This is a genomic window from Gammaproteobacteria bacterium, from assembly GCA_033720895.1.
Lineage (GTDB): Bacteria > Pseudomonadota > Gammaproteobacteria > Natronospirales > JAJUFS01 > JAWWBS01.
In genome coordinates, this window is sequence record JAWWBS010000002.1 from 37,856 (window position 1) to 62,725 (window position 24,870).

Here is a 24,870-nt window from a genome sequence, read left to right on the forward strand (position 1 = left end):
GCATTATCCTCCCATTCGTATCCGATACGGGAGAAGGATGATGAATTCCCTGACATTCAGGCACGCGCGCCAGGAGGACCTGGCGACCCTGGTTGCGATGCTGGCGGATGACGAGCTCGGCGCACAGCGGGAGGATTTCCGCTTGCCGCTGCCTGAGAGCTACCTGGAAAGTTTCTCGGCGATTGATCGCGATGCCAACAACGAACTGCTTGTGGCACTGCATGGCGATGACATCATCGGCATGCTGCAGCTGACTTTCATCCCCTACCTGACCTACCAGGGTGGCTGGCGCTGCCTGGTCGAAGGCGTGCGCATCAGCAAGGAACACCGCGGCAAGGGCTTCGGTCGACAGCTTTTCCTGTGGGCCATTGACCGCGCCCGGGAGCGGCACTGTCACCTGGTACAACTGACCACGGACAAGCAGCGCCCGGACGCGCTGGGCTTTTACCAGGACCTGGGTTTCAAGGCTTCGCACGAAGGCATGAAGCTTCATCTGTGAAGAGTGCTTTTCAGTGCTTCAGGCTCGTGATGCTGCGCCGGGCATGCACGGACCTGTTCAGCATGAACTGATCGATCTCCTCCAGCGGCACGGCTCGTCCGAACAGGAAGCCCTGCAGCTCGTCACAGCCAATATCCTCCAGCTGGCGCTGGTGGCGCTCGATTTCGACACCTTCCGCAACAATGACCATGTCCATGCTCCTGGCCATGGCGACAATGGCATGAATGACCGAGCGGGCCTGTGGCTGGTCCATCTCATGCACGAAAAATCGGTCCACCTTGATGCAACCGACGGGGAATCGACACAGGTAGCTGAGCGAAGAGTAGCCGGTCCCGAAATCATCAAGAGCGATCTCGACACCCAGCTTGCGAAGTTCCGCGAGATTCTTGATGACCATTGGCTGGCTGTCGAGCAACAGGGTCTCGGTAATCTCGATACGCAAGAGGCGCGCATCCAGTCCGCTTGCATCGAGAATATCCCTGAGTTCCCAGATGAAACCCGGCGCCCGGACTTGGTCTGCGCTGACATTGATGGAAATGTGAAATGAACGGCCATAGCGCGCATTCAATGACACGATGTCTCGACAGGCGCGCTCCAGGACCCACAGGCCGATGGCTTCCATCTGTCCTGTCTCCTCGGCATGACTGACGAAGCTGTCGGGCGACAGCAAACCGGATGTCGGGTGCTGCCAACGCAGCAATGCCTCGAAACCGCGCACCTCGCCGGAACCTGCGATGACGATCGGCTGGTAGTGGAGTCGAAATTCGTCACGCTCGACGGCATGCCGCAGATCGCTTTCCAGTGCCAGCCGCTCGCGAGTGCCGACCAGCATCCCGGGATCGTACTGTACGGCCCGGCATCGCCCGGCACCCTTGGCCCGGTACATGGCAATGTCCGCCTGCTCGAGGATATGCAGGGCATCCACATCCTCGCCGGCAACCTTGCGAATGCCGATACTCGCGGAAATCTTGATCGCCAGATCGTCAACCAGGAATTCCTTGTCCAGCAATGCCAGGACCTGCTCGGCAATGCCCTGGCTATCCACGCTCCCCAGTCCGAGCTTGACCGCCAGGGCAAACTCGTCACCACCGAGGCGTGCGAGCGGCTCATTCGAGTCAACGACCGTCGCCAGGCGCTGCGCGGTTTCCCGGATGAGTCGATCCCCTATCGAATGGCCGAATGAATCATTGATCTTCTTGAAATAGTCCAGGTCGATGAAAAACACGGCGAAACTGGCAGTCCGGTCTGCTGCCATCATTGTCCCGAGTCGCTCCAGGAAGCAGGCGCGATTCAGCAGGCCCGTCAGGGGATCGAAGCTGGCGAGAAATCGCAGCCGCTCTTCCGAAGCACGCTGCTCCGTGATATCGGAAAACATCATCACGATGTCCGGCGACCGATCGAACATGGATGGGCTCAATACCACGTGCATGTGCGCGAGGAACTGCTCGCCACCCTTTCGACACCGCCAGGCCTCGCCCTCCCAGGCCCCTTCGCTGCGTACCCGCTTGCCGATTTTCCTGCAGAACTGGCTGTTGTCCGGATCCAGGCACAAGACATTCATCGGCTTGTTGACGACGTCCCTCGCATGGAAGCCGGTAATCCGGGTGAAGTTGCGATTGATCTGCTTGACGCACATGCGACTGTCGAGGATGGCAACGGCATCATGCGTTCCTTCCATGACCTGGGCCGCACGCGTATAACGCTCCAGCCGCAACATCTCCTCGGTGACATCCTTGCAGGTACCAACGAAGCGATACCTGCGATCACCCTGCAGCCGTTCGCGATCCCGGAGCAGAACAGTCCTGGCGCGCCAGCGGATCCAGCGCAGGCGTGATTCGACAAGCGGTCCGCAGGCAACCCGCAGGGTCAGGTCGATCGAACGCACGGACTTGAAATCGTAACCGCTCAACAGCGCCTTGACCGATTGCCTGTCTGCCGGACGAATAAAACGCAGTGACTCGACAAGTGGCTGCGAGACAGGATCCGGGCCAAAGCCGAGATGTTGCAGCAGCCCGGCCGGCAAGTGGACCTGCCAGCCGGCATCCAGCTCCCACAGCCACTCGCCCGACCCCCACAGGGCGAGCCGCAGCTTGGCTTCGCTCTCCTCAAGCTCGGCCTGGCGCGCCTGCCGGCGGTGCTGCCGTTGTCGCGCCACGCTCGACGCAACCAGGGCAAGGATCAGCAGGCCGACGACCAGGCCTGCGTGCAGGATGTCCTCGGGACGGACCGGTGTGGCGGACAGGGCAGAGGGAATGAAAAGGGGGCGAGCAATATTCATGCGGGGCCGTGCTCTGGAAATCGACTGCATCCAGCCTAGGCGCTGCCTCCGAGATGAAACCTAGGAAAACTACTGAATGAATTCGCTGCGTACCTGAGTTCCACACCCCAAAAGCGGATACCGTGTCACGCCCGTGAAGGCGTCAATCGCCCTGCCCTGTTTTCCACCGCATGAGCCGCTTGCGATCATGCTTGTCCGGCTTGCCCGCCGTCCGGGGCATGGACTGATTCAACAGCTTGCGTTGCTCTGCCAGCATTTCCCGCTTGTCGCGACTCGAAGGGTCCTCGCGATAGAGCGCCCGCGCCACACTGGCGGGCCCACGCTGTTCCGACAGGTCAAGCACTTCAACCACGAAATGCTCCTGGCCACGTGTGATATCCAGCCATTCACCAACCATGATGTTGCGCGCCGGCTTGGCACGTTCGCCCGCGACATGCACCTTGCCGCCACGAATGGCCTCCTGGGCCAGCTTGCGAGTCTTGAAAAAGCGCGCCGCCCAGAGCCATTTGTCCAGGCGAACCTTGGGTGAAATCCCTGCAGTCATGGGAGGAAATATATCAAACAAAGGGCGCGGAACGCGGCGCGCATCAGGGAGAAATCGAGGCCGTGTCCTCTGTGCGGCCGGCAATCAGCTTGCTGCGCAGTCCGGGCGCGTTGGTGTCCGGATCCAGCCAGATACCGAAAAATGCCCTGCCAAAGGCCGGATCATCGACCGCACCGATGAAATCGCCATTCCAGTAGAAGTGGCTTTGCTCGCCAGGCAGGTGCACGCCCGTGAGCTGGTCACCCTCGGTCACATCCGGAAACAGCGCGAGCATGCTGGCGTGCCAGCTCGCTTGCTGCTCGGCCGAACCGGCGCCGATGTCCTTGATCTCGTCCAGCGATCGATCCGCAATGGCCTTGCCCTCGAAATCGCGCTCGTATTTCAGCACCAGGACATGAACGGCATCCGGAGCATACTCGCCCTCTTGCGCCCACAGCGCCGCAATGTAGACGTCCCAGAACAGCACGTTGTAGTCATCCGAACCACTCAAGGCCAGCTCGGGAAACTGCTTGAAAACTTCTTCCGGGGGCGCTGGCGCCGCGCCGTCCGCGAGCACGGGCATGGCCAGCAAAGCCAATAGAATGCCTGAGACCAGGGGGCTTGCGCGTCGCATGAGTGCACTCCTCTCCATATGGGCCTTTATTATACATGACTTGTACATCAGACCCGCAAGCAGGGGCGACAGCGCCTCGGATAGCGGCCCCCGCCCTGCTATAATCCGCCCTCGACCCGCCTCTAAACCCGCTTGGCACAAGGAGATTCCAGTGACAAATGCCTTTATTTCGCAGCTTCGGGACGAAATCCAGGAACTGAAAGACAGCGGCCTGTACAAGCAGGAGCGCGTCATCACCTCGCAGCAGCAGGCGGATATCGACGTGGCTGACGGCAGCCATGTCATCAATTTCTGTGCCAACAACTACCTCGGCCTGGCCAATCACCCCGACCTGATCAAGGCGGGCCGGGATGGCCTGGACAAGTGGGGCTATGGCATGGCCTCGGTGCGCTTCATCTGCGGCACCCAGGAAGTGCACAAGCAGCTGGAAAAGAAGATTTCCGATTTCCTCGGCATGGAAGACACGATCCTCTACGCCGCCTGCTTCGATGCCAACGGTGGTCTCTTCGAGCCGCTGCTCGGCCCCGAGGACGCCATCATTTCCGACGAACTGAATCACGCCTCGATCATCGATGGCGTGCGCCTCTGCAAGGCCATGCGCTTTCGTTACAAGAACAACGACATGGCCGATCTCGAGGCCAAGCTGAAGGAAGCACGTGAAAAAGGTGCGCGCCACATCATGATCGTCACCGACGCGGTGTTCTCGATGGATGGTTACATTGCCGACCTGAAATCCATCTGCGACCTGGCGGACAAGTACGATGCCATGACGATGATGGACGACTGCCACGGCGTCGGCTTCATGGGTGACAACGGCAAAGGCACGCACGAGCATTGCGATGTCATGGGTCGCATCGACATCATTACCGGCACCCTGGGCAAGGCACTGGGCGGTGCATCCGGCGGTTACACCTCCGGCAAGAAGGAAGTCATCGACTGGCTGCGAAACCGTTCGCGCCCCTACCTCTTTTCCAACACCCTGGCGCCGGTCATTGCCGAGGCCTCGCTGAAGGTTCTCGACATGCTGGGCGGCGCCGAAGGCAAGGCGATGCGCCAGAAGCTCGATGGCAATGCGAAACGTTTCCGCTCGGGCATGGAAGCACTCGGCTTCGACCTGCTGCCGGGCGAACACCCGATCATCCCGGTCATGCTGGGCGACGCCAAGCTCGCCTCGCAGATGGCTGACGAACTCCTGAAGGAAGGCATTTACGTCATCGGCTTCTCCTTCCCGGTCGTGCCGAAGGGCAAGGCGCGCATCCGCACGCAGATGTCGGCGGCACACGATCCCGAACACATCGACAAGGCGATCGAAGCCTTCGGCAAGGTCGGCAAGAAGCTCGGCATCATTTAATCGACTACCTGGAGACTCAGTTCAATGAAGGCTCTCGTCAAAGCAAAGGCAGAAGAAGGCATCTGGATGGAAGACGTGCCGATGCCGGAGTTCGGTCACAACGACCTGCTGATTCGTGTCAAGAAGACCGCGATCTGCGGCACCGACATCCACATCTACAACTGGGACGAGTGGGCGCAGAACACGATTCCGGTGCCGATGGTGGTCGGCCACGAGTTCGCTGGTGAAGTCGTGGACATGGGTTCCGAAGTGAAAGGCTTCGACATCGGTGACCGCGTATCCGGTGAAGGCCACATCACCTGCGGCCATTGCCGCAACTGCCGCGCCGGCCAGCGCCATCTCTGCGAGAACACCGTCGGCGTCGGCGTGAACCGCCCGGGCTGCTTCGCGGAGTACCTGGTCATCCCGGCCTTCAATGCGTTCAAGCTGCCCGACTCGATCAGCGACGACATTGCCGCGTTTCTCGACCCCTTCGGTAACGCCACGCACACCGCACTGTCTTTCGACCTGGTCGGCGAAGACGTCCTCATCACTGGCGCCGGACCGATCGGCATCATGGCCGTTGCGATCGCGAAACACGCGGGGGCGCGCCATGTCGTTATTACCGACGTGAATGACTATCGCCTGAAGCTCGCCAGCAAGATGGGCGCCACCCGGGCGGTGGATGTTTCGAAGGAAAAGATTCGCGACGTCATGAAGGAGCTCCACATGACGGAAGGCTTCGATGTCGGCCTGGAGATGTCCGGCGTGCCTTCGGCATTCAAGGACATGCTTGCCACCATGCGTCATGGCGGCAAGGTCGCCCTGCTCGGCATACCGCCGAAGGACACGGTCATCGACTGGAACGATGTCATCTTCAAGGGACTGGAGCTGAAAGGCATCTACGGCCGAGAGATGTTCGAAACCTGGTACAAGATGGCGGCCATGCTGGAATCCGGCCTGGACATCAGCCCGGTACTGACCAACGTGCTGAAGGTCGATGACTTCCAGCAAGGTTTCGACACCATGCGCTCCGGAAAATCCGGCAAAGTCGTGCTGGACTGGACCTGAATCCGGCAAGCCCCAGGAGAGACATCATGAGAGCAGTGCTGCGAATTTCCATCCTGACCGGCCTGGTCACCATCTTGGCGAGCTGCGTGGTCAACCCGGTCACCGGCGAGCGCGATCTCGGCCTGGTTTCCGCTGCACAGGAAGTGCAGATCGGCCAGGAAAACTACATCCCGACCCAGCAGATGCAAGGGGGGCAGTACGTCGTCGATCCGGCCCTGGCCGACTACGTGTCCCGTGTAGGCCAGCGGGTTGCCGCAAAGTCACCGCGCAACCTCCCATACGAATTTGTCGTGTTGAACAATGACGTGCCGAACGCCTGGGCGCTGCCTGGCGGCAAGATCGCGGTGAACCGCGGCCTGCTGGTCGAACTCGACAACGAAGCGGAGCTGGCCGCCGTGCTGGGACACGAGGTCGTGCATGCGGCTGCACGCCATTCGGCGCAGCAGATGGAACGCGGCATGCTGCTGCAACTCGGTGTGGTCGCCGTCGGTGTCGCATCCAATGATTCGGACTACGCAGCACTCGCCGTCGGCGCCGGCCTGCTTGGCGCCCAGCTGATTTCAACGCGTTATGGCCGCGAAGCGGAACTGGAATCCGACAAGTACGGCATGCAGTACCTGTGGGAAGCCGGCTACGACGCGGATGCCGCCGTATCCTTGCAGGAAACCTTCGTCAGGCTGTCGGAGGGCCGCAACAGCGACTGGTTGAGCGGGCTGTTTGCCTCGCATCCGCCGTCCAGCGAGCGCGTGGAAAAGAATCGCATGACGGCGGCACAGCTTCCCGATGGCGGTCGCCTGAACCGCGCCGAATACCAGCGCGCCATTGCCTCCATCAAGCGCGACCAGCCAGCCTACGACGCTTTCAACCAGGCGCTAGCCGCGCTGAAGGATGACCGGCCGGGCGATGCCGAGACGCTGGCGCGCCAGGCAGTGCAGATCCAGCCGCGGGAAGCGAAGTTCCACAGCCTGATGGCAACGTTGAAGCTGAAGGAAAATGCCGGCCAGCAGGCAAGGGTGTACCTCGATCGTTCCATCGAGCTGAATCCCGCCCTGTTCGAAACCCGCCTGCAACGCGGCCTGCTGCTGCTGGACGGCAACGAGTTGAATGCCGCACGCATCGACCTCGAAGCCGCCAACACATTGCTGCCCACGGCATCCGCCTACGAAGGCCTGGGTGACATTGCGGTGAAGCAGAACCGTCGCGACGATGCCATCGAGGCCTACCGGGTGGCGGCGACATCCGATTCGGAAGTCGGCAAGCGGGCAGCGCGCAAGCTGGCCGAGCTTGAGGGCACGGCTGGCGCCGGCCAGCCGTAGGAATCAGTCAAGGCGCCGGCGCTGCCAGTCGCTGAACTGGTAGATACCGAGACCGAAGATGACCAGCGCCACGCCCGACCACACGGTAGGCGGCAGGCGCTCGGCATTGAACCATTGCCCCACCAGCAAGCCGGTGATCGGCGTGACCAGCGTGATCAGGGACAGCTGGATGGCAGACACCCGTCGCAGCATCCAGAAATACAACAGGAAGCCCATCACCGATCCCATCGCGCCAAGATAGAGAATCGACCAGATGGCCCGCGTCGTCGGTTCGGCGGGAATCGGCATGCCAGCGACCAGCCAGGCAAGCACGCAGAAGACCGCGGCGACAATCACGCCGCCCGACGTCATCGCCAGCGACCCGACCTGCATGCTGAGCCGTTTCAGCGTCACCACCGTGCCGGACTGCAGGGTCATCGCGCCCAGCACGGCCGCAAATCCCAGCCATGCACGGTCAGCCACCGCATCGCCACTGCCAAAAATCAGGTACAGCCCGGCAACGCCGAGCAACACGCCGATCACGCCCAGCAAGGTCATGCGTTCGTTTTCCAGGATCAGCAAGGACCACAGTGCGGTCATGATCGGGGTCAGGCCGAACAGCACCGCAATGAGGCCGGAGGGTACGAACTGTGCACCCCAGTAGACCAGCATCATGCTGGCAAACATGTTGAGACCGAGAATGAGGGATGCCAGCAAGGCATCGCGACTGCGCAAGCCGCCGACACCCGTGAACAGCAGGACCACCCCGAAAATGATGGCGCCAATGACAAAACGCGACGCCAGCGAAAAGACCGGGCCGGCACCTACCGAACTCCACTGGATGGCCAGCGGCGTGGTACTCCAGATGAGCACGACGGTCAGCCAGGCGCCAGCCAGTGTCGGCCTGGACGCGGGCTCTGCCACTGTTGCTGTCACGGCAGGCTGCAAAAGCAGGTGGCGTACAGGCCGCGCGGATCGGACTGGAACCGTGCCATGCGCTCGAGGTCGGCACGCATCGCCCGCACGGCCGGCAGGCCCATCAGGGTACGCTGCACACTGTCACGCTGTTGCAGTGAAGGTGCGGTCGTGTTGAATGCGTTGATCAGGAACTGGTCGACCATCGACAATTCCGGCTCGACAAACTGAGTGGCATAATCCGACATGCCGGCCAGTTCCGCGGCAGCAGCGACGGCCTCGTCAAGCGTGCCGCTCGCATCGACCAATCCGAGCTCGATGGCCGTCTCACCCGACCAGACACGACCGCGTGCAATGCGATCGACTTCTTCGACAGCAATGCCGCGATTGTTCGACACCTCGGTAATGAACTGCTGGTACAGGTCGTCAACCGAAGCCTGCAAGGTCCGCTTCACGTTGTCGCTGAGATCGCGGTCGAGACGCAATGCCCCGGCGAAGGACGTGGTGCCGACGCCGTCGGTGTAAACACCATACTTGCCGAGCGTCTGCTCGAAGGTCGGCACCATGGCCACGACGCCGATAGAACCGGTGATTGTCGTCGGCTGGGCGAAAATGCGGTCTGCCGTCATGCTGATCCAGTAACCACCGGAGGCTGCCGCGGTACCCATGGACACCACCAGGGGCTTGCCCGCCGCCTGTGTCCGGATCAGTTCCGCCTGGATCAGGTCTGACGCAAAGGCGCTCCCGCCACCGGAGTTGACGCGCAGCACGACCGCTTTCACATCCGGGTTCTCACGGGCATTCCGGATGTCACGAATGAGCCGCTCTGCGGCAATGACGCCCGGCGGCTGGTCACCCATCACGATGTCGCCCTCGGCAACCACCACGGCCACCTTGGGCTTGCGCATCTCCTGGAATGCCTGGGCCGCGCGCTGCGCTTCGATGTATTCCCGGTAGCCCACCTGGGGGATATCGGCTTCCACGCCGCCAGGCAGGGACATCAGTTCGGCGACGCGCATCTTCATCTGGCCGCGTTCCAGCAAGCCATCGACCAGGCCATGGTCCCTCGCAAGCTCGGCAAAATCGCCCTGCTCGCCACTGGCCAGTGATTCGATGTAGGCATCCACTTCACCCGACGACAGCTCACGGGCTGCTTCAACGCTGCCGGTATAGTTCTCCCACAGGCTGGTCAACCAGACGAGATTCGCTTCGCGCGCTTCGGGTGACATGTCGTTGCGAACGTAAGGTTCGCCAAAGGACTTGAATTCGCCAGCATGGAAGACATTCCATTCGACCTCGAACCGTGCAAGCAGGTCCTTGTAGTAATTGCGGTAGGCACCGTAGCCACGCAGGAACACCATCCCCATCGGGTGGAGGTAGACCTCGTCGGCTTCCGCAGCGACGCGGTAGGAAAGCTGGTCGTAGGAATCACCGATGGCCACCACGGGCTTGTCGCTGTTGCGGAATATCCGCACCGCAGCAGCGATCTCGTCATACATCGCCGGACCGCCACCCCCCATGGAATCGAAATCGAGCGCCAGCAAGTCGATGCGCGGATCATTTGCCGCCTGCTTGATCGCATCGGTCAGGTCCCGCATGCGCACCTGCGGGACGCCGTCGCCCAGTGCCTCTGACAGCGCGCGCTCGACGGGCTCGCCACTGAACTCCTCGACCAGCAAACCCTCCGGCGCGATCACCAGGGCCGACCCGTCTGCGACAACCATGGGCGGCTCCTCCGCCATCAGCCCGGCGACCGCCAAGAACAACAGCAGCAGGAACATCATGAAAACCAGGAACAGCGTGTTCAGCACGATGCTTCGAATCGTATCGAGCACCTTCACGAACTGTCGGAATGGGGATTCAACAGTAGCCACGTTCACCTTCCATTATCGAAAACATCAATCCGCCTTGCGGTAGGAAATGCGGTAGACCAGGTCCGCGGCATCATCCGAAACCAGCAAGGCACCGTCCGGCATCACCAGCACGTCGACCGGCCGCCCGGAAGCGCTCTGCCCCTGCAACCAGCCTGCCGCAAAAACCGTTACCTTGGCCTTGCCCTTGTCGCGATCGAAATCCGGATCCGCCAGCACGACCTGGTAACCGATCTTTTCCGAACGGTTCCAGGAACCATGCTCGGCAATGAATATCTTGCCGTGGTACTCCGTCGGAAACTGCCCGCCATCATAGAACGCCATGCCCAGGGGTGCGACATGCGGACCGAGCAAGGCGGCCGGCGCACGATAATCTTCACAGTTCGCGTTTCGCCCGTACTCCGGATCGGGCAGGTCTCCCTGGTGGCAATACGGAAAACCGAAATGCTGGCCGACTTCACTGAGGTGATTCAGCTCGCAGGACGGCAGGTCATCGCCCATCCAGTCACGACCGTTGTCGGTAAACCAGAGGTCGCCGGTGGCGGGGTCGAAATCGAAGCCGACGGAATTGCGAACACCACGCGCCACGACTTCCACCTCGCTGCCATCCGGCCGCATGCGTTCGATGTGGCCGAAGCCAGGTTCCTCGCAGACATTGCAGGGCACGCCGATCGACAGGTACAACAGGCCATCCGGGCCGAAATCGATAAAGCGCCAGCCATGGTGATCGTCGTCAGGCAGGTCGTCACGAACGACCTTGTAACGTTGCGCGCCATCACGACGCATGGCCTCCTCCCTGCCAATGCGAAGAATGCGCTGGTTCTCGGCCACGAATAGCGCACCCTCGTGCCAGGCAACGCCATTTGGCATGTCCAGGCCTTCGAGAACGACCCAGCGTTCGTCAGCCCGGTCATCACCATCCGTATCACGCAGGCCCCACACCTTGTCACCGGCACGATTGCCGACGAACACCGCACCGTCATCCGAGAGCGCAAGTGACCGGGCATTGGGAACCTCGGCGTATACCGATATCTCGAAGCCGTCCGGCAGGCGGATATCGTCGAGTGGCACTGCTCCGGCCGGCTGGCCGTACGCGGCCATGGCGACCACCATTGTCAGCAACGCTGCTTTCATGCGCGGAATTCCGGTAGCGGGAAGGACACGCCTGAAACGGTATCGAAGGCGTGCCGACAGCGCAAACTGCATTTAAGACGCAGTGCAAAAAAAACACCCCGAGCGTATCGAACTCGGGGTGAAATGCGTCGCTCTGGCAGGGAAACCAGGGGCATTGCGACGCAGCTGCAGCCCGGCCGGGGAATGGGCAGGTGGCCGGGCTGCGCGGGGACGGTACTCAGGCAGCCTGTCGGTCTGCCTCGGCATCACCGCCGGCGGCTTCGATGGCGGTGGCTGCAGCGTGCAGCACGGCCGCGATGCGCACCGCGCTCTGGATGCCCTCGGCCGAAACGTCATGCTTGCGCAGGACCTTTTCATGCGACTCGATGCACATGCCACAGCCGTTGATGGCGGAAACTGCGATGCTCATCAGCTCGAAGCTGGCCTTGTCCACGCCAGGATTCTGCATGGCATTCATGCGCAGGCGAGCCGGCAGCTTGGCGTACTCGTCATTTCCGACGAGGTGCAGGAAACGGTAGTAGACATTGTTCATGCCCATCAGCGCTGCCGCAGTTCGTGCCGAGTCGATTTCTTCGGCCGACAGCGTTTCACTGACCGCCTCCTCGGTAGCTGCTGTCAGGGCCGCGTTACGCGCGGCGAAGGCGGATGCCAGCGTGACCAGAGCGATCTGTTTTTCATCCAGCCCCGGGGCACCCGAGTCCTTCAACACCGACGAAACATTCAGGCGGATGTCCTTGGCAAAGCCAGGAACAAGACTCTTGATCGGATCGATATTCATGCGTGAATCTCCTTTTCTGTGCGGCCTTCAGCCAGTTCGATAAACACGACTTCAGCGACGGCCGGCGGCTTTCGAAGTGGTTTCTTCTTGGCCAGGGCCGGTGACGACAAGGTCGTCACCAGCATCACGGCCATCACCAACGTCATGGGCTTCATGCGAACGGCCTCAGGCGGCTTCGAGGGTGTCGTCACCCTGCGTCCAGTTGCACGGGCACAGCTCGTCCGTCTGCAGGGCATCAAGGACACGCAGCACTTCGTCCGGGTTGCGACCGACATTCATGTCGGTGACCATGGCGAAGCGGATGATGTTGTCCGGATCGACGATGAAGGTGGCACGCTTGGCGACGCCCTCTTCCTCGTCAAGGATGCCGAGACCGCTGGACAGCTTGCGATTGACATCAGCCAGCAACGGGAACGGCAGGTCCTTCAGTTCTTCCTTGTCCTTCCGCCAGGCCATGTGCACGAACTCGTTGTCGACACTGGCACCGAGAACCTGGGCATCACGATCGGCAAAGTCTTCGTTCAGCTTGCCGAATGCCGCGATCTCGGTCGGGCAGACAAAGGTGAAGTCCTTGGGATAGAAAAAGACGACCTTCCACTTGCCGGGATAGGACTCGTGGGTGACCTCCTCGAAGGCCTTGTCCATATCGGTCGACACGGTCGCGGTGGTCTTGAACTCGGGGAACTTGTCTCCAACGGTCAACATGTTCATTACTCCTTGAGTGTGGGTTTGCGTTTCAACGGTCGCCATTGAAACGCAGCAGCACTTATAGGTCTAATGAATTGTTATTTCCGCATTGATAGCTTTATTCTATTTTTCAATAAAAACAGTTAGTTAAGAGATTCCTCAAGTCGGTTTCGAATCTCCGGCAGCCAGTGCAGGTGTTCCGGCTTCATCAGGCAGGAGCGCAGCAAGGTGATGCTGTCGCTATTCCACTCCAGTTGCGGCCACCAGGGTTCGATCAGCGCCCGCGGGAAACGCGCGACGGCAATATGCAGGTCCTGCTTCGCCGCGGCTTCGAAAATTGCCTGGCTGCGAGCCGAGACCGAAGCACTGTCTCCACCCTTTTCTGCAAAGAGAATGATATCCAGCTCCGGCGGCATGAAGGTCTGCCAGTGTTCGGACTGTGCAAGATCCCCATGCAATTGATGCGCGGCGGTCAGGCAACGATCGAGATCGTTGGCAAACTCGCCACCTCGCTCGGGCGGCAGCAACTGGTGCGTTGCCCACAGCGCAACGGCAGCAGCACCGGCGCGCGAACACTCCAGCGAAATCTCGCCGAGGTGCAGTTCGTCGGACGAGAAATAGGTGTACGGGGAATCATGGGCGTAGTGACGGCCCACTTTCGGATCGCGGAACAGGATGCAGCCGCAGCCGTAGGGCTGCAGGCCATGCTTGTGCGGATCGATGACGACCGAGTCCGCTTCGCGGATCATGCCGTAGGCCATGACCGCTTTCTCCGACAGGCCTTCCGCCAGCATGAAGTAACCGCCGTAGGCCGAATCGACGTGGACGCGCACGCCGTGCTCGCGTGCCAGCCGGATAATGTCGACCAGCGGATCGACCGCACCGGCCGCGGTGGTGCCGAGTGTCGCGACGATGGTGGAAACCCCGCCCTGCTTCAGCCGTTGTTCCAATGCGTCCATGTCCATGCGCGCAAAGCGATCGACCGGGACGGATTCGAACGGCAGGCGCAACACGCCGGAAATTCTCGAGTGGGTGTAGTGCGCTTGCTCGGAAGCCAGGATGACACCTTCGCGTTCCTGACCCGCGACATAAAGCGCTTCCAGGTTCGCCATGGTGCCACCCGAGGTCAGGTGGCCAAGGTGCTGCTCGCCAAAACCGAACATGCCAGCCAGTTCCGCAACCACTTCCTTTTCCATTGCCGAGGATGCGCGACCGCCATCGAGCGCGTGGTTGTTCGGATTGATGAAGGTAGCCAGCCAGTAGGCGAGCTGCGCGACGGGGTGCGGCGGCTTGAGCATCTGCCCGGCATAGAGCGGATGACCATAGGGGAAGTTGTCATGCAGCCGTTCGGCCGTGCGGCCGAGTACATCCTTGATCGCGTCCCAGTCCGGTGCCGAGTCATCGGCGGGCAGGTTGGAATAGCCGGCAGCGAGTTTCGCTACGGCGTCTTCGATCAGCGGGAAACGCTCGCGATCAAACCACATGGGGAGGCCTCTTCTTGTCCGGCCCCTACTCTACCAGCGTCATCGACAGGGAAGGAACATAGGTGATGACCAATACCGAGATCAGCAGGATCGCCAGGAACGGCAGCGTTGCCTTGTAGAGCAACGTGACCGGCTTGTCGAAACGGAAGCTGGCAATGAACAGGTTCAAGCCGACGGGCGGCGTGGAATAACCCAGCTGCATGTTGGCCAGGAAGATGATGCCGAGATGCACCGGATGAATGCCGTACTGCACGGCAATCGGCAGGATCAGCGGCACGATCAGCACGATGGCCGAGAAGATGTCGAGCATCGCACCCAGCAGCAACAGGAACACGTTCAACAGCAGCAGGAATGCCAGCGGGCTCTCCACCCAGCCACTGATGGTATTGAACAGCTGCTGCGGCACACCGGCATCGATCATGTAATTCGTCGAGGCGAGCGACACGCCAAGAATGACCAGCACGCCCCCAACCAGCACCATGGACTCGCGCATGATGCGCGGCAGGTCGGCAAGGGAAATCTCCCGAAGGATGAACACCTCGACCAGGATGACGTAAACCGCCGTGACAGCAGCTGCTTCGGAGACAGCAAAATATCCGGAATAGATGCCACCGAGCACGATGAACGGCAACGGCAGTTCCCACTTGGATTCATTCAATGCCGCCTTCATTTTCGACCACTCGAATCTCTCCAGCGGCATGTCGTTGGCACGGTTCACCCACAGCGCGTAAGCGGAGAGCATGAACAGCATCAGCAGGCCCGGGAAGATGCCAGCCAGGAAAAGGTCATCGATGGATACCGACTCGCCGACATTCACCTGCTGCGCGACAATGCCGTACAGAATCAGCGGCAAGGACGGTGCAAACAGCAGGCCGAGGCTGCCGGATGTCGTGATCAGGCCGAGGTTGAACTTCTCCGGGTACCCGGCCTGGTTCAATGCCGGGTAGAGCAGTGCGCCCAGCGCGATGATGGTGACACCGGAGGCGCCGGTGAACGCAGTGAAGAACGCACAGGCACCCAATGCAACGATCGCAAGACCACCGGGCATCCAGCCGAGCATGCCACGCGTCATGCGCACCAGTCGGCCCGGCGCACCGGATTCGCTGAGGAGATAACCTGCAAATGTGAAAAGGGGAATCGCAACAAGAATCGGCATTTCGGCAATGCGGAATATCTCGATACCCATGACCGAGAGGTCGATGTCTTCCTGGTAGAAAGACCACATGGCACTGCCAGCGATCACCGCGAAAAGCGGCGCGCCGAAAAGCGCAAGCAACAGCAGCAACAGCAGGATGACAATTGTCATTGCGCATCTCCTGCCGATTGCGGGGAAAGCAACTCGACCAGTCGCTCGACAGCCAGCACGAGATAGCGCCAGGCGATCAGGCCGAAACCGACGGGCAGGATCGCCTGCCACATCCATATGGGCAGCCCCGCCAGCTCGACGTCACTCCAGGTGAATTCGTCACGCACGAACTGGTAGCAATACCAGGCCAGCAAGGAACAGATAATGAAGGTGAAGAGCGCCACCACCATCTGCAAGACGGCAAGCGCGCGACCCTTGAGAATGCGCGACAACACATCGATGGCGATATGCTTGTTTTCGCGCGATGCCGCAACGGCACCCAGCATGCCGACCCAGAGCACCAGCACCTTCAGCATGGGGTCGGCCCAGGCAAAGCCGAAGTCGAAAACGTTGCGCAACAGGATCTGCCCTGCCGACAACAGGATGAGGCTGCCCAGCATCAATGCCAGCAGCGCATTCTCCAGCCAGCGACCGCCTCGGTCAGCCCGTTCAAGCCAGGTTTTCATCCGTCCTTGCATGTTGGCAAAGATCACTCAGTGGGAAGCCTGGCCGCCATTGCGCTTCTCTTCGAGAAGATCGTAAACGCGGTTGGTCAGCTCGACGGAAAACTCGCCCTCGGCTGCCAGCTGGCGGCTGACCTTTTCCGAAGTCGTACGCCATTCTTCCAGGCCGGCATCGGTCGGCTCGACGAATTCGATACCCTGGCCCTTCAATGCTTCATGCGCCGAGTTGTTGTCCTTTCGATTCTGCTGGTTGAGCGCTGCAAACAGTCGCTCCAGTTCGTCACGCACGACCTTACTGTCGGCATCGCTGAGCTGCGCATAACGCTTCTTGTCGATGGCGAATACACCCATCAGGTACATCAACGGTTCGTCCGTCATGTACTGCACACGGGTGTGCCACTGGAAGGCGATGGCACCCAGCGGTGATGCGCCGATTGCCGAGACCAGGCCAGTCTGCAAGCCGGTCATCACGTCCGTGATCGGCAAGGTGACCGGGGACACGCCCAGTGCACTCAGGACGTCATAGGAGATCTTGTCTCCTTCCGGCACCCAGGACTTCTCGCCATCGAGATCGGCTGCGGAACGAATCGGCGACTTGGACATGATCTTGGCAAAGCCCCCATCGGCAAAACCGAAGGTGACGAATCCCGCATCTTCCAGGCCTGCTTTCAGCACCGGGTCGAGTTTGTCTCGGACATAATCGACTTCGTCGTGGCTGCGGAACGCAAACGGCAATGAATAGACGAGGATGTCCGGATAGACCTCGGCGATGCCGCCTGCCGTGAACGCTGCGCCATGCAACTGGCCGATGCGAATCTTCCGGAGCACGCTCTTGTCATTGCCCATGACACCGCCCGGGTAGAACTTGAATTTCACACGACCGTCCGTCGCATTGGCAATCACTTCTGCCGACTTGCGCATCTCGACCATCCAGGACGAGCCGTCAGGAGCCAGCGTGGCAATCTTGAACGTGGTTTCACCGGCATGGGCCGGCAGAACAAAGGCGGCTGCCAGCAGCAGCCCGGAAATGACAAAACGCTTCAAGGTGATTCTCCGCTCTGAATTCAGGATGGCAGCGCCACGGCCTGGCCAGCCACAAGGTAATTAGAAATAGTCATCTGCCGAGGCAAGAAGTTCCCGGGCCTGCTGCTTGGCCATGACATTCAGCAGGGTCTGGCCTTCGGCATTTACATCCGCCTCGAGCACGTCGTTCAAGAGGCGATCATGCAACTCGCGATCGAATACCAGGCGGGCATAGCTCTCTGCCATCGCCACCTTGGCGCCTAGGTTGGTACCACCGGACATGTCGATGGCCCGCTCGAAATGCTTGCGAGCCTCCTCCGGCTTGCCGCCCAGCGCAGGCGGGCGAACGGTCAGCAGCATGCCCATGTACTGGTGGGCCGTTCCCTGCTCCCAGGTTTCGTCTATTCGCAGCACCGTCTTCAGCAGTTCCTCGACGCGTGGCAGGTCGGCAACCGCAGACCAGTCGGTGGAATGCGCCCGGATCCAGACCAGCCAGCTCTGCGCCAGGGTGCCGAGAAACGGCAGGTCATCCTCGTCATCACGTTCGGCGAGTCGACGTGTCAGCTCGGGGAACGCCATCTTGTCCAGGCCACACAGCTCGTCCTCGTACTCGCACAGCGCACGGCGAGCGTAATCATAGGACCGGTCCGACAGGCGCATGGCACGCTCGGTGTCCGTGATGAAAATGCCGGTGTACGCCGCGTACAGGCTGGCGCCGACACGCAGGCTGTCCTCGTCGTCCGGATCGCCGGTAATGAAACTGTCCACCAGTACCAGGTAGGCCGGCGCAGCATCCTGCACCACGCCCGGATCATCATGGTTCAGGATGGCACGCGACAGGTTGTCCGTGGCACCACTGACCAGGCTGGCGCAGCCACTGCCCAGCAGGGTGACCAGCGGCAACAGCAACATGAAAATCCGTTCTCTCATCTATCGCTCCGTCAGCGGCGACTGCGGCAGGCCACGGGATTCGGTCCCGCGCTCCAGCAGCTCGACCTGCTGCAAGTGATTCCGCAGGACCGCCTTGCGGCCCGGGTCGCGTGTGGCATTCAACAAACCCTGGAACTGCACCCGCGCATCGCCGTACAGCCCTGCTTTTACCATTTCCTCGCCAGCCCTGAACTTCGACGTCTGCGCCCAGGGATCGGCCGCATAGGGATCAAACAGCAGTGCGGACCTCAGGTATTCCCGCGCGGCATCGGCATGACGGCCCATTGCACTGAGCGAATCCGCGATCCAGTAGTGTAGTTCCCGCCGCGCCTGTTCCGAAGCCTCAAGCATGGACAATTGGTGAAAGAAGCGCAGCGCGGCGGCGTGTCGACCGAGGGTCTGGAGGTCGAACACGACCTGCAGGACCCGATCGCGATCCAGCGTGTACTCGCCGCTGGCGCGTCCGCCAAACAGGGTCTGCAAGGCATCGATACCGGCATCGATCGCGCCGCCCAGCAGCAGCACGCGCGCCCGGCGCAAATGCCATTCCACCGGGTCGGTCTCCTCCGGCGCCTGCTCGAGGCCGCGTACCAGCTTCGACGCCAGCGGAATGTCGGGAATTGCCAGCACGTGATTGACCAGCAGGTAACGAACAGCGGGCGGAATGCTGTCAGGCGTCGGGAAATGCTCCGAATCGAGATACAGCGCCTGCATCAGCTTGCCGCCACTGGGGACCCGCTGGTCCAGCAACGAGGCCAGCTGCCAGTGGGCAATGTCGGCCTGGTCTTCTCGAAAAGCCTGGCGTGCAACGACGGCAAACAGGGCTCTCGCCTGGACGGGACTCTTGTCATAGCGATTGGACGCCGCCAGGAACCAGGCCTCGTCCTCGCCCACGATCAACTGCTCCTGGTTGCCGAGACGCTCGCCATACTTCACGTAGGCATCCCACAAGGCGTCGGCATTGATCTCGATGATCGGTGCTACGCCCGGCTCCGGTGAAAGGATCAGGCCACGTTCGAGTGCCGCGATTCGTGCTTCGCGACTGTTGAGCATGTCTGCAGCTTCCGCTGCCACTGCCCAGGCCTCGCGGCGCAGTCCTTCCTTGATGTTCTTGTCCACGCCAAGCGAGACCGCCTGCTCGACGATCTTCTCCGGGGGTGTCGCGCCGGACCACAACTTGCCGATCATGCGCAGTACCTGCGCATTCTGCGTATTGACGTCTTGCAGCAGTGCGACGGCCTCCTCGGGTGCCATGACCCGCAACGCAAGTCGCGCACGCTCGATGGTCCAGTCGTCATCCTGCAATTCGTAATCCTGCTGGTAACGCTGGATGGCCATGCGCGCCTCGTCGAGCAGGTCGGCTTGCTCATAGGCGCGGATCAGCAAACGCTGCCAGCCCATGCGCTCGGCCGTCGACAGCTGGCTGTCACTCCAGATCAGTCCCCGCAGGACGGGAATGGCTTCTTCGCCACGCTGACCGGCAACCAGCGCGGTAGCCAGTACCGATTGCGTCCAGCGCTGGTCCAGCAAGGACAGTGTCGATGGCAGCTCGCCGGAGAGATGCGCGATCAGTCGTTCCCAACGGCCACCCCGGCGCAGTATTTCCACCCGCAAGCGCTCGAAATTGCGCCAGGCTTCCGGATCCTTGTCGTAACTGGCCTGCGCCTCACCCAGCAGGTCTAGCGCAAGCTCCGGCGCACCGGCCATGGTCAGGCGCTGGATTTCTTCGATGGTGTCGGATGCGAACTGAGGTTCCGGCGGGGCTGCTTCGACAAGCTCCACCGCATCATCCCCGACCGTGATGTCACCATCGACAGCGTCAGCGACCTCGCCCTCGTCCGGCAGCGTGTTCGTGTCGGGCTGGCTGCTTATCGGGAAGGTTTCGGTACCGCCAGTCGCTGACGGCTCGCCACCCGCCGCAGGGGCAGCCAGCAAGACCAGGAGAAGGGAAGTGAATATCGGCTTCATGATGCAAAAATGGCGGGCCCCGGAAAGGTCCCGCCATTCTAACGGTTCAGGTCGCTTGCCTGCATCCGGCAACTTTCGAGCGAAAGCCGGCCGAATGCAGTCGATCAGACCTTTTCCTTGACGCGTGCCGACTTGCCCTGGCGATCGCGCAGGTAGTACAGCTTGGCACGGCGCACATCACCGCGACGCTTCACCTTGATTTCGGCGACCGTCGGGCTGTAGGTCTGGAAAACGCGCTCGACACCTTCACCGTGCGACATCTTCCGCACCGTGAACGCGCTGTGCAGGCCGCGGTTGCGCTTGGCAATCACGACGCCTTCAAACGCCTGCAGACGCTCGCGCTCGCCCTCGACAACACGGACCTGAACGACAACGGTGTCGCCCGGACCGAACTCGGGGATGTCGCGGTTCATCTGTTCCGCTTCGATTTCCTTAATGATGTTGCTCATCGTCTTTCACCTGTTAAGACAAATGTAAATTCGAGTTCGAGTCGCAGCCCTGTCATGTCCAACGCTACTGCGAGTCCGAATCCTGCCTGCCGCGCTCCCGAATGAACTGCTTCAGCAACTCGGCCTGTTCGTCATCCAGCTCGACTGCATCCAGCAAGTCGGGCCTTCTTTGCCAGGTCCGCCCCAGCGATTGCTGCAATCGCCAGCGCCGGATCTCGGCGTGATTGCCGTCCAGCAGCACCTGCGGGACGCGTCGACCGTCGATTTCCTCCGGTCGCGTGTAGTGCGGGCAATCCAGCCAGCCCTGCACGAATGAATCTTCTTCTGCCGAGTCCGCATCACCCAGCGCACCGGGGAGCAGTCTCGTGATTGCATCGATCAGTACCATCGCCGGCAACTCGCCGCCCGACAGCACGTAATCCCCGATCGATACTTCTTCGTCCACTTCGGCATCGATGAAACGCTCATCGATCCCTTCGTAGCGCCCGGCGATCAACACCAGGCCCGGCTCCCTTGCCAGTTCTTCCGCGCGGCGCTGGGTCAGCGGCCGTCCCTGCGGACTCAGGCAGATGGTCCGGTAACGCTTGCCGGCACTGGCCCTGGCGTCGTGCACCGCTTCCGTCAACGGCTCGACCTTCATGACCATGCCTGGCCCGCCCCCGTAAGGACGGTCATCCACCGTGCGGTGCTTGTCCGTCGTGTAATCACGAGGGTTCCAGGCCCGCACGTCGAGCAAGCCCTTGTCGGCCGCCCGGCCGGTAACGCCAAAGGCCGTTACCGCTTCGAACATCTCCGGAAACAGGCTGATCACGTCTATGCGCATGATCAGAACTCCGGATCCCAATCGACGGTAACCAGGCCACCCTCGATATCGACTTCCTTGACCACCTGCTCGCGAATGAAGGGCACCAGCCGCTCCTTTCGCTTGCCGCCATCAACTGCCTCGTGAACCACCATGACATCGTTCGAACCGGTTTCGACCATGTGACTGATCGTGCCCAGCTCGACACCGTCGGTGGTCCTGACGGCCAGCCCTTCCAGGTCGGCCCAGTACACCTCGCCCTGCTTCGGCGGCGGCAACTGCGAGCGCCAGATGGCGATCGGTGCGCCCCTGAGCATGGCCGCGGCATCGCGGTCTTCGATGCCTTCCAGGCTGGCGACGACGGTCTTGCCCTGGCGCTTGCCGGACAACACCTTCATCTCCTGCCATTCCCCTCGCACGCAAACCTGCCAGGGGCTGTAGTTGACGATGTTTTCGCGCGGCTTGGTCTCGGAATACACCTTGACCCAGCCCTTGACGCCGAAAACGCCGGATATCCGGCCCAGTTCCACACGCTGCTCTTCGCTGCGTGCTGCGTGACGCGCCTTACTCATCAACAAGTATCGCCTTGCAGTGTGTTCCCGCGTCACGAGGCTCCGGCAAGCCGGAGCCAAAGGTGACTCAGGCTGCCGACTTCTTCAGCAGCTTGGAAACGCGATCAGAGGCCTTGGCACCCTTGCTGATCCAGTGCTGCGCACGTTCTGCATCAAGACGCAGTTCTTCTTCACCACCGACAGCCATCGGGTTGAAGAAGCCCAGGCGCTCGATGTAGCGGCCATCACGCTTGTTGCGGCTGTCAGTCACCACGATGTGGTAGAACGGGCGCTTCTTCGCGCCACCGCGCGCCAATCGAATCGTTACCATGAGTCGTTATTACCTCGGTTTTCCAATGAGCATGCGAGGGCGCATCTGCCCCTCGCAAATGTAAACGGCGCATTTTACGGGAATTTCAGGAAATGTGAAGGGTTTCAAGCCACTTAAAGCCCATTATTCCGGGCTATTTTCAGGCTTTGCGCCGCCCTCAGAAGCCGGGAAAGCCGCCGCCCATGCCACCGCCGGGCCCACCCATGCCACGCATCATCTTCTTCAGGCCGCCCTTTTGCATCTTTTTCATCATTTTCTGCATCTGGGTGAACTGCTTCAGCAGGCGGTTCACGTCCTGCACCTGCAGGCCTGAGCCCGCGGCAATCCTGCGTTTCCGGGAGCCATTGATGACATCCGGCCGGCGTCGCTCCTTCGGTGTCATGGAATTGATGATGGCCCGCTGGCGGCGGATTTCCCGCTCGGCATGGTCCATCTGATCCTTGCCTTTCGCGAGTTTCGCCCCGCCCGGCAGCTTTTCCATCAGGCCGGCCATGCCGCCCATGCTTTCCATCTGGGCCAGCTGCTGGCTGAAATCGGCGAGATCGAAGCCCTTGCCCGATTTCAGCTTTTTCGCCAGTTTCTGGGCCTGGTCCTGGTCGACCTTGTCCTGCACGTCCTCGACCAGGCTCAGGACATCGCCCATGCCGAGGATGCGCGACGCCACCCGCTCCGGATCGAAGGGTTCCAGTCGCTCGGTCTTCTCGCCCGTGCCGAGGAACTTGATCGGCGCGCCGGTGATGCTGCGCGCCGACAGGGCCGCGCCACCACGAGCGTCACCATCTGCCTTGGTCAGCACGATGCCGGACAGCGGCAGCGCCTCGCCAAACGCGGCGGCCGTCTTCGCCGCATCCTGGCCGGTCATGGCATCGACAACGAACAGGGTTTCAGCCGGATCGGTAGCCGCATGAATGGCCCTGATCTCGGCCATCATGGCCTCGTCCACGGTGGTCCGGCCAGCGGTATCGAGGATCAGGGTGTCGTATCCCTGCTTTCTTGCCGCTGCCACCGCCGCTTCGGCAATGGCAACCGGCGCGGTGTTCGAATCCGCCTTGAAGAATCCGGCCGCAACATCCCCGGACAGCCGTTCCAGCTGGTCCATTGCCGCCGGTCGATACACGTCGAGGCTGGCCAGCATGACCTTGCGCTTGTCCTTTTCCTGGAAGCGACGCGCCATCTTGGCCGCCGAGGTGGTCTTGCCCGCACCTTGCAGGCCGGCCAGCAGGATCACGACCGGCGGCTGGCGGCGGAAATCGATCGGCGCGGCCTCGCCCATCACCCGCACCAGCTCCTCGTGCACGATCTTTACCAGCACCTGGCCAGGCTTGAGGCTCTTGATCAGCTCCGCGCCGACCGCACGTTCCTTGACCCCCGAGATGAAGTCCTTGACCACCGGCAGCGCGACGTCAGCCTCCAGCAGTGCCATGCGAATCTCGCGCAGCCCGGACTTGATGTTGTCATCGGTCAGGCGGCCCTTGCCACGCAGGCCGTCGAGCACGCCGCCAAGTCGATCGGAGAGATTCTGGAACATTCAGTTGTTTACCGCGGTGGATTGGAAAGGTCGGAGAGTATAAAGGCGCTGGCTCAGAAGTTGAACGTCTCGCCACCCATGAGGCGGTGCACGCGTCGCTCAGGAATGGCCTCCTCGATCTCGGAGAAAATCTGGTCCTCGGCGCCAGGCTTGAGATGGGTGATCCAGATATCCGGGTCGTGCTTCAGTTTCTTGAGGTCCGATGCAAGGGTCCGGGGGCAGTAATGCCTCGCCAGCCAGGCCAGCTCTTCATTGCGATTCCCGAAGGCTGTCTCGATCACGAGCAAATCCAGCCGGGGCAGCGCATTCAGGGCAGCCCAGAGGGTTTCATTGGATGCCGTGTCACCGCTGAAGGCGAACACCTTGCCCTCGCTTTCGACAATGAAGCCCAGTCCCGGCACGGTATGGTTGACGTCGAATGACGTCAGCTTGCGCCCGCCGATGTCACGCAATGCGCCGACGGCCAGGTCATTCAATTGCAGGACCGGCTGTTCGGCGGTGGGCAGCATGGTGAAATCGGGCCACAGGATCCAGTTGAAGATGTGTTCGCGGATGGCCGTGAGGGTTTCCCGGCGAGCATGCACCTGCAAGGGGTCGTCAAGGCGTGCCTCGAAGACCGAATCGATCAACAACGGCAAGCCTGCCGTGTGATCAAGATGGGAGTGCGTCACGAAAACGTGCTTGATTGACTGCATCGCTTGCTGATCGAGATCCCCGATACCTGTTCCGGTATCTATGAGGATGTCGTCATCGATCAGGATCGACGTCGTGCGTAACCCGGCTCCAATCCCCCCACTGCAGCCGAGAATCTTGACCTGCATGTGTCATTTTCCCCGCGGTCTGTTGCCATGCTGACCGTTCACGGCATGTTAGCACAGGGTCCGGCTTTACCAAGCCCGGTCCCGGGGACGACATTGCCCGGCAGGCACTTCACCGGCAACCATGCCTGTGCCATCATCGGGAACACCTGAAAACACTGC

General features: G+C 61.2%; 25 protein-coding genes. 4 read left to right on the top strand and 21 right to left on the bottom strand.

The features are described 5' to 3' along the window. The first annotated feature begins 40 nt into the window (after positions 1-40). Positions 41-499 carry a GNAT family N-acetyltransferase gene (locus R3217_00815; GenBank protein ID MDX1453974.1) on the top strand — a complete coding sequence of 153 codons (459 nt, stop codon included), beginning with the start codon at positions 41-43 and terminating at the stop codon, positions 497-499. A 10-nt stretch (positions 500-509) separates the two neighbouring features. Here the strand turns inward: R3217_00815 and R3217_00820 are convergent, their stop codons facing one another. The 3 genes from R3217_00820 to R3217_00830 all read right to left on the bottom strand — a co-directional run bounded on the left by R3217_00820 (position 510) and on the right by R3217_00830 (position 3,934). Next, on the bottom strand, positions 510-2,777 hold the full coding sequence (locus R3217_00820) for an EAL domain-containing protein (protein MDX1453975.1): 2,268 nt from the start codon (positions 2,775-2,777) through the stop codon (positions 510-512). Positions 2,778-2,919: 142 nt separating this feature from the next. Further along, a complete protein-coding gene (locus R3217_00825) occupies positions 2,920-3,321 on the bottom strand; it encodes a S4 domain-containing protein (protein ID MDX1453976.1) in 402 nt (133 codons plus the stop codon). A gap of 43 nt (positions 3,322-3,364) precedes the next feature. After that, entirely contained in the window at positions 3,365-3,934 is a 570-nt protein-coding gene (locus R3217_00830) for a chalcone isomerase family protein (protein MDX1453977.1), read from the bottom strand. Positions 3,935-4,085: 151 nt separating this feature from the next. Here R3217_00830 and R3217_00835 point away from each other — a divergent pair, with 151 nt between their 5' ends. Genes R3217_00835 through R3217_00845 form a run of 3 tightly spaced genes read left to right on the top strand, consistent with a single transcriptional unit; the run spans position 4,086 to position 7,651 of the window. Continuing rightward, positions 4,086-5,285, top strand: coding sequence for a glycine C-acetyltransferase (locus R3217_00835; protein ID MDX1453978.1), 1,200 nt, complete (start codon positions 4,086-4,088; stop codon positions 5,283-5,285). 24 nt (positions 5,286-5,309) lie between these two features. Continuing rightward, entirely contained in the window at positions 5,310-6,335 is a 1,026-nt protein-coding gene (gene tdh / locus R3217_00840) for an L-threonine 3-dehydrogenase (GenBank protein MDX1453979.1), read from the top strand. Between the two features lie 26 nt (positions 6,336-6,361). Next, positions 6,362-7,651 carry a M48 family metalloprotease gene (locus tag R3217_00845; GenBank protein MDX1453980.1) on the top strand — a complete coding sequence of 430 codons (1,290 nt, stop codon included), beginning with the start codon at positions 6,362-6,364 and terminating at the stop codon, positions 7,649-7,651. Positions 7,652-7,654: 3 nt separating this feature from the next. On the opposite strand, the gene R3217_00850 is transcribed toward R3217_00845, so the two are convergent. The 18 genes from R3217_00850 to R3217_00935 all read right to left on the bottom strand — a co-directional run bounded on the left by R3217_00850 (position 7,655) and on the right by R3217_00935 (position 24,711). Continuing rightward, positions 7,655-8,566 (bottom strand): DMT family transporter, encoded by a 912-nt coding sequence (locus tag R3217_00850; GenBank protein ID MDX1453981.1) that lies wholly within the window; start codon positions 8,564-8,566, stop codon positions 7,655-7,657. Further along, the gene (sppA, locus tag R3217_00855) at positions 8,563-10,419 is read right to left on the bottom strand and encodes a signal peptide peptidase SppA (GenBank protein MDX1453982.1); all 1,857 of its coding nucleotides are present in this window, start codon (positions 10,417-10,419) and stop codon (positions 8,563-8,565) included. Before sppA ends, R3217_00850 begins: the two co-directional genes overlap by 4 nt. A 24-nt stretch (positions 10,420-10,443) precedes the next feature. After that, positions 10,444-11,550 (bottom strand): PQQ-dependent sugar dehydrogenase, encoded by a 1,107-nt coding sequence (locus R3217_00860; protein ID MDX1453983.1) that lies wholly within the window; start codon positions 11,548-11,550, stop codon positions 10,444-10,446. A gap of 217 nt (positions 11,551-11,767) precedes the next feature. Next, positions 11,768-12,328: a carboxymuconolactone decarboxylase family protein gene (locus tag R3217_00865; protein ID MDX1453984.1), complete on the bottom strand. Its 561-nt coding sequence runs from the start codon at positions 12,326-12,328 to the stop codon at positions 11,768-11,770. Then, a complete protein-coding gene (locus R3217_00870) occupies positions 12,325-12,483 on the bottom strand; it encodes a hypothetical protein (GenBank protein MDX1453985.1) in 159 nt (52 codons plus the stop codon). The genes R3217_00865 and R3217_00870 overlap by 4 nt, the downstream gene beginning before the upstream one ends. Positions 12,484-12,493: 10 nt before the next feature. Next, positions 12,494-13,033, bottom strand: a complete 540-nt coding sequence (locus R3217_00875) for a peroxiredoxin (GenBank protein ID MDX1453986.1) — start codon at positions 13,031-13,033, stop codon at positions 12,494-12,496. 125 nt (positions 13,034-13,158) lie between these two features. After that, positions 13,159-14,499 carry an aminotransferase class I/II-fold pyridoxal phosphate-dependent enzyme gene (locus R3217_00880; protein ID MDX1453987.1) on the bottom strand — a complete coding sequence of 447 codons (1,341 nt, stop codon included), beginning with the start codon at positions 14,497-14,499 and terminating at the stop codon, positions 13,159-13,161. A gap of 25 nt (positions 14,500-14,524) precedes the next feature. Then, complete coding sequence (locus R3217_00885; GenBank protein ID MDX1453988.1) at positions 14,525-15,805, bottom strand: TRAP transporter large permease; 1,281 nt, start codon at positions 15,803-15,805, stop codon at positions 14,525-14,527. Continuing rightward, positions 15,802-16,311 carry a TRAP transporter small permease gene (locus R3217_00890; protein MDX1453989.1) on the bottom strand — a complete coding sequence of 170 codons (510 nt, stop codon included), beginning with the start codon at positions 16,309-16,311 and terminating at the stop codon, positions 15,802-15,804. Before R3217_00890 ends, R3217_00885 begins: the two co-directional genes overlap by 4 nt. A gap of 27 nt (positions 16,312-16,338) precedes the next feature. Continuing rightward, positions 16,339-17,352, bottom strand: a complete 1,014-nt coding sequence (gene dctP / locus R3217_00895; protein ID MDX1453990.1) for a TRAP transporter substrate-binding protein DctP — start codon at positions 17,350-17,352, stop codon at positions 16,339-16,341. A 60-nt stretch (positions 17,353-17,412) separates the two neighbouring features. Then, entirely contained in the window at positions 17,413-18,261 is an 849-nt protein-coding gene (locus R3217_00900) for a TRAP transporter TatT component family protein (GenBank protein MDX1453991.1), read from the bottom strand. Further along, entirely contained in the window at positions 18,262-20,229 is a 1,968-nt protein-coding gene (locus R3217_00905) for a hypothetical protein (protein MDX1453992.1), read from the bottom strand. 104 nt (positions 20,230-20,333) lie between these two features. Beyond that, a complete protein-coding gene (gene rplS, locus R3217_00910; GenBank protein MDX1453993.1) occupies positions 20,334-20,678 on the bottom strand; it encodes a 50S ribosomal protein L19 in 345 nt (114 codons plus the stop codon). A gap of 64 nt (positions 20,679-20,742) precedes the next feature. Next, entirely contained in the window at positions 20,743-21,501 is a 759-nt protein-coding gene (trmD, locus tag R3217_00915) for a tRNA (guanosine(37)-N1)-methyltransferase TrmD (protein ID MDX1453994.1), read from the bottom strand. A 2-nt stretch (positions 21,502-21,503) separates the two neighbouring features. Then, positions 21,504-22,052 carry a ribosome maturation factor RimM gene (gene rimM, locus R3217_00920; GenBank protein MDX1453995.1) on the bottom strand — a complete coding sequence of 183 codons (549 nt, stop codon included), beginning with the start codon at positions 22,050-22,052 and terminating at the stop codon, positions 21,504-21,506. Between the two features lie 67 nt (positions 22,053-22,119). Further along, positions 22,120-22,362 (bottom strand): 30S ribosomal protein S16, encoded by a 243-nt coding sequence (gene rpsP, locus R3217_00925; GenBank protein ID MDX1453996.1) that lies wholly within the window; start codon positions 22,360-22,362, stop codon positions 22,120-22,122. 157 nt (positions 22,363-22,519) lie between these two features. Beyond that, positions 22,520-23,890: a signal recognition particle protein gene (gene ffh / locus R3217_00930; GenBank protein ID MDX1453997.1), complete on the bottom strand. Its 1,371-nt coding sequence runs from the start codon at positions 23,888-23,890 to the stop codon at positions 22,520-22,522. Positions 23,891-23,943: 53 nt separating this feature from the next. Further along, positions 23,944-24,711: a 3',5'-cyclic-nucleotide phosphodiesterase gene (locus R3217_00935; GenBank protein ID MDX1453998.1), complete on the bottom strand. Its 768-nt coding sequence runs from the start codon at positions 24,709-24,711 to the stop codon at positions 23,944-23,946. Positions 24,712-24,870 lie beyond the last annotated feature (159 nt).

Coding starts and splice junctions, on each gene's coding strand:
- R3217_00815 (MDX1453974.1), top strand. CDS start 41: ATGAATTCCCTGACATTCAGGCACGCGCGCCAGGAGGACCTGGCGACC.
- R3217_00820 (MDX1453975.1), bottom strand. CDS start 2,777: ATGAATATTGCTCGCCCCCTTTTCATTCCCTCTGCCCTGTCCGCCACA.
- R3217_00825 (MDX1453976.1), bottom strand. CDS start 3,321: ATGACTGCAGGGATTTCACCCAAGGTTCGCCTGGACAAATGGCTCTGG.
- R3217_00830 (MDX1453977.1), bottom strand. CDS start 3,934: ATGCGACGCGCAAGCCCCCTGGTCTCAGGCATTCTATTGGCTTTGCTG.
- tdh (MDX1453979.1), top strand. CDS start 5,310: ATGAAGGCTCTCGTCAAAGCAAAGGCAGAAGAAGGCATCTGGATGGAA.
- R3217_00845 (MDX1453980.1), top strand. CDS start 6,362: ATGAGAGCAGTGCTGCGAATTTCCATCCTGACCGGCCTGGTCACCATC.
- R3217_00860 (MDX1453983.1), bottom strand. CDS start 11,550: ATGAAAGCAGCGTTGCTGACAATGGTGGTCGCCATGGCCGCGTACGGC.
- R3217_00865 (MDX1453984.1), bottom strand. CDS start 12,328: ATGAATATCGATCCGATCAAGAGTCTTGTTCCTGGCTTTGCCAAGGAC.
- R3217_00870 (MDX1453985.1), bottom strand. CDS start 12,483: ATGAAGCCCATGACGTTGGTGATGGCCGTGATGCTGGTGACGACCTTG.
- R3217_00875 (MDX1453986.1), bottom strand. CDS start 13,033: ATGTTGACCGTTGGAGACAAGTTCCCCGAGTTCAAGACCACCGCGACC.
- R3217_00880 (MDX1453987.1), bottom strand. CDS start 14,499: ATGTGGTTTGATCGCGAGCGTTTCCCGCTGATCGAAGACGCCGTAGCG.
- R3217_00885 (MDX1453988.1), bottom strand. CDS start 15,805: ATGACAATTGTCATCCTGCTGTTGCTGCTGTTGCTTGCGCTTTTCGGC.
- R3217_00890 (MDX1453989.1), bottom strand. CDS start 16,311: ATGAAAACCTGGCTTGAACGGGCTGACCGAGGCGGTCGCTGGCTGGAG.
- R3217_00900 (MDX1453991.1), bottom strand. CDS start 18,261: ATGAGAGAACGGATTTTCATGTTGCTGTTGCCGCTGGTCACCCTGCTG.
- R3217_00905 (MDX1453992.1), bottom strand. CDS start 20,229: ATGAAGCCGATATTCACTTCCCTTCTCCTGGTCTTGCTGGCTGCCCCT.
- rplS (MDX1453993.1), bottom strand. CDS start 20,678: ATGAGCAACATCATTAAGGAAATCGAAGCGGAACAGATGAACCGCGAC.
- trmD (MDX1453994.1), bottom strand. CDS start 21,501: ATGCGCATAGACGTGATCAGCCTGTTTCCGGAGATGTTCGAAGCGGTA.
- rimM (MDX1453995.1), bottom strand. CDS start 22,052: ATGAGTAAGGCGCGTCACGCAGCACGCAGCGAAGAGCAGCGTGTGGAA.
- rpsP (MDX1453996.1), bottom strand. CDS start 22,362: ATGGTAACGATTCGATTGGCGCGCGGTGGCGCGAAGAAGCGCCCGTTC.
- ffh (MDX1453997.1), bottom strand. CDS start 23,890: ATGTTCCAGAATCTCTCCGATCGACTTGGCGGCGTGCTCGACGGCCTG.
- R3217_00935 (MDX1453998.1), bottom strand. CDS start 24,711: ATGCAGGTCAAGATTCTCGGCTGCAGTGGGGGGATTGGAGCCGGGTTA.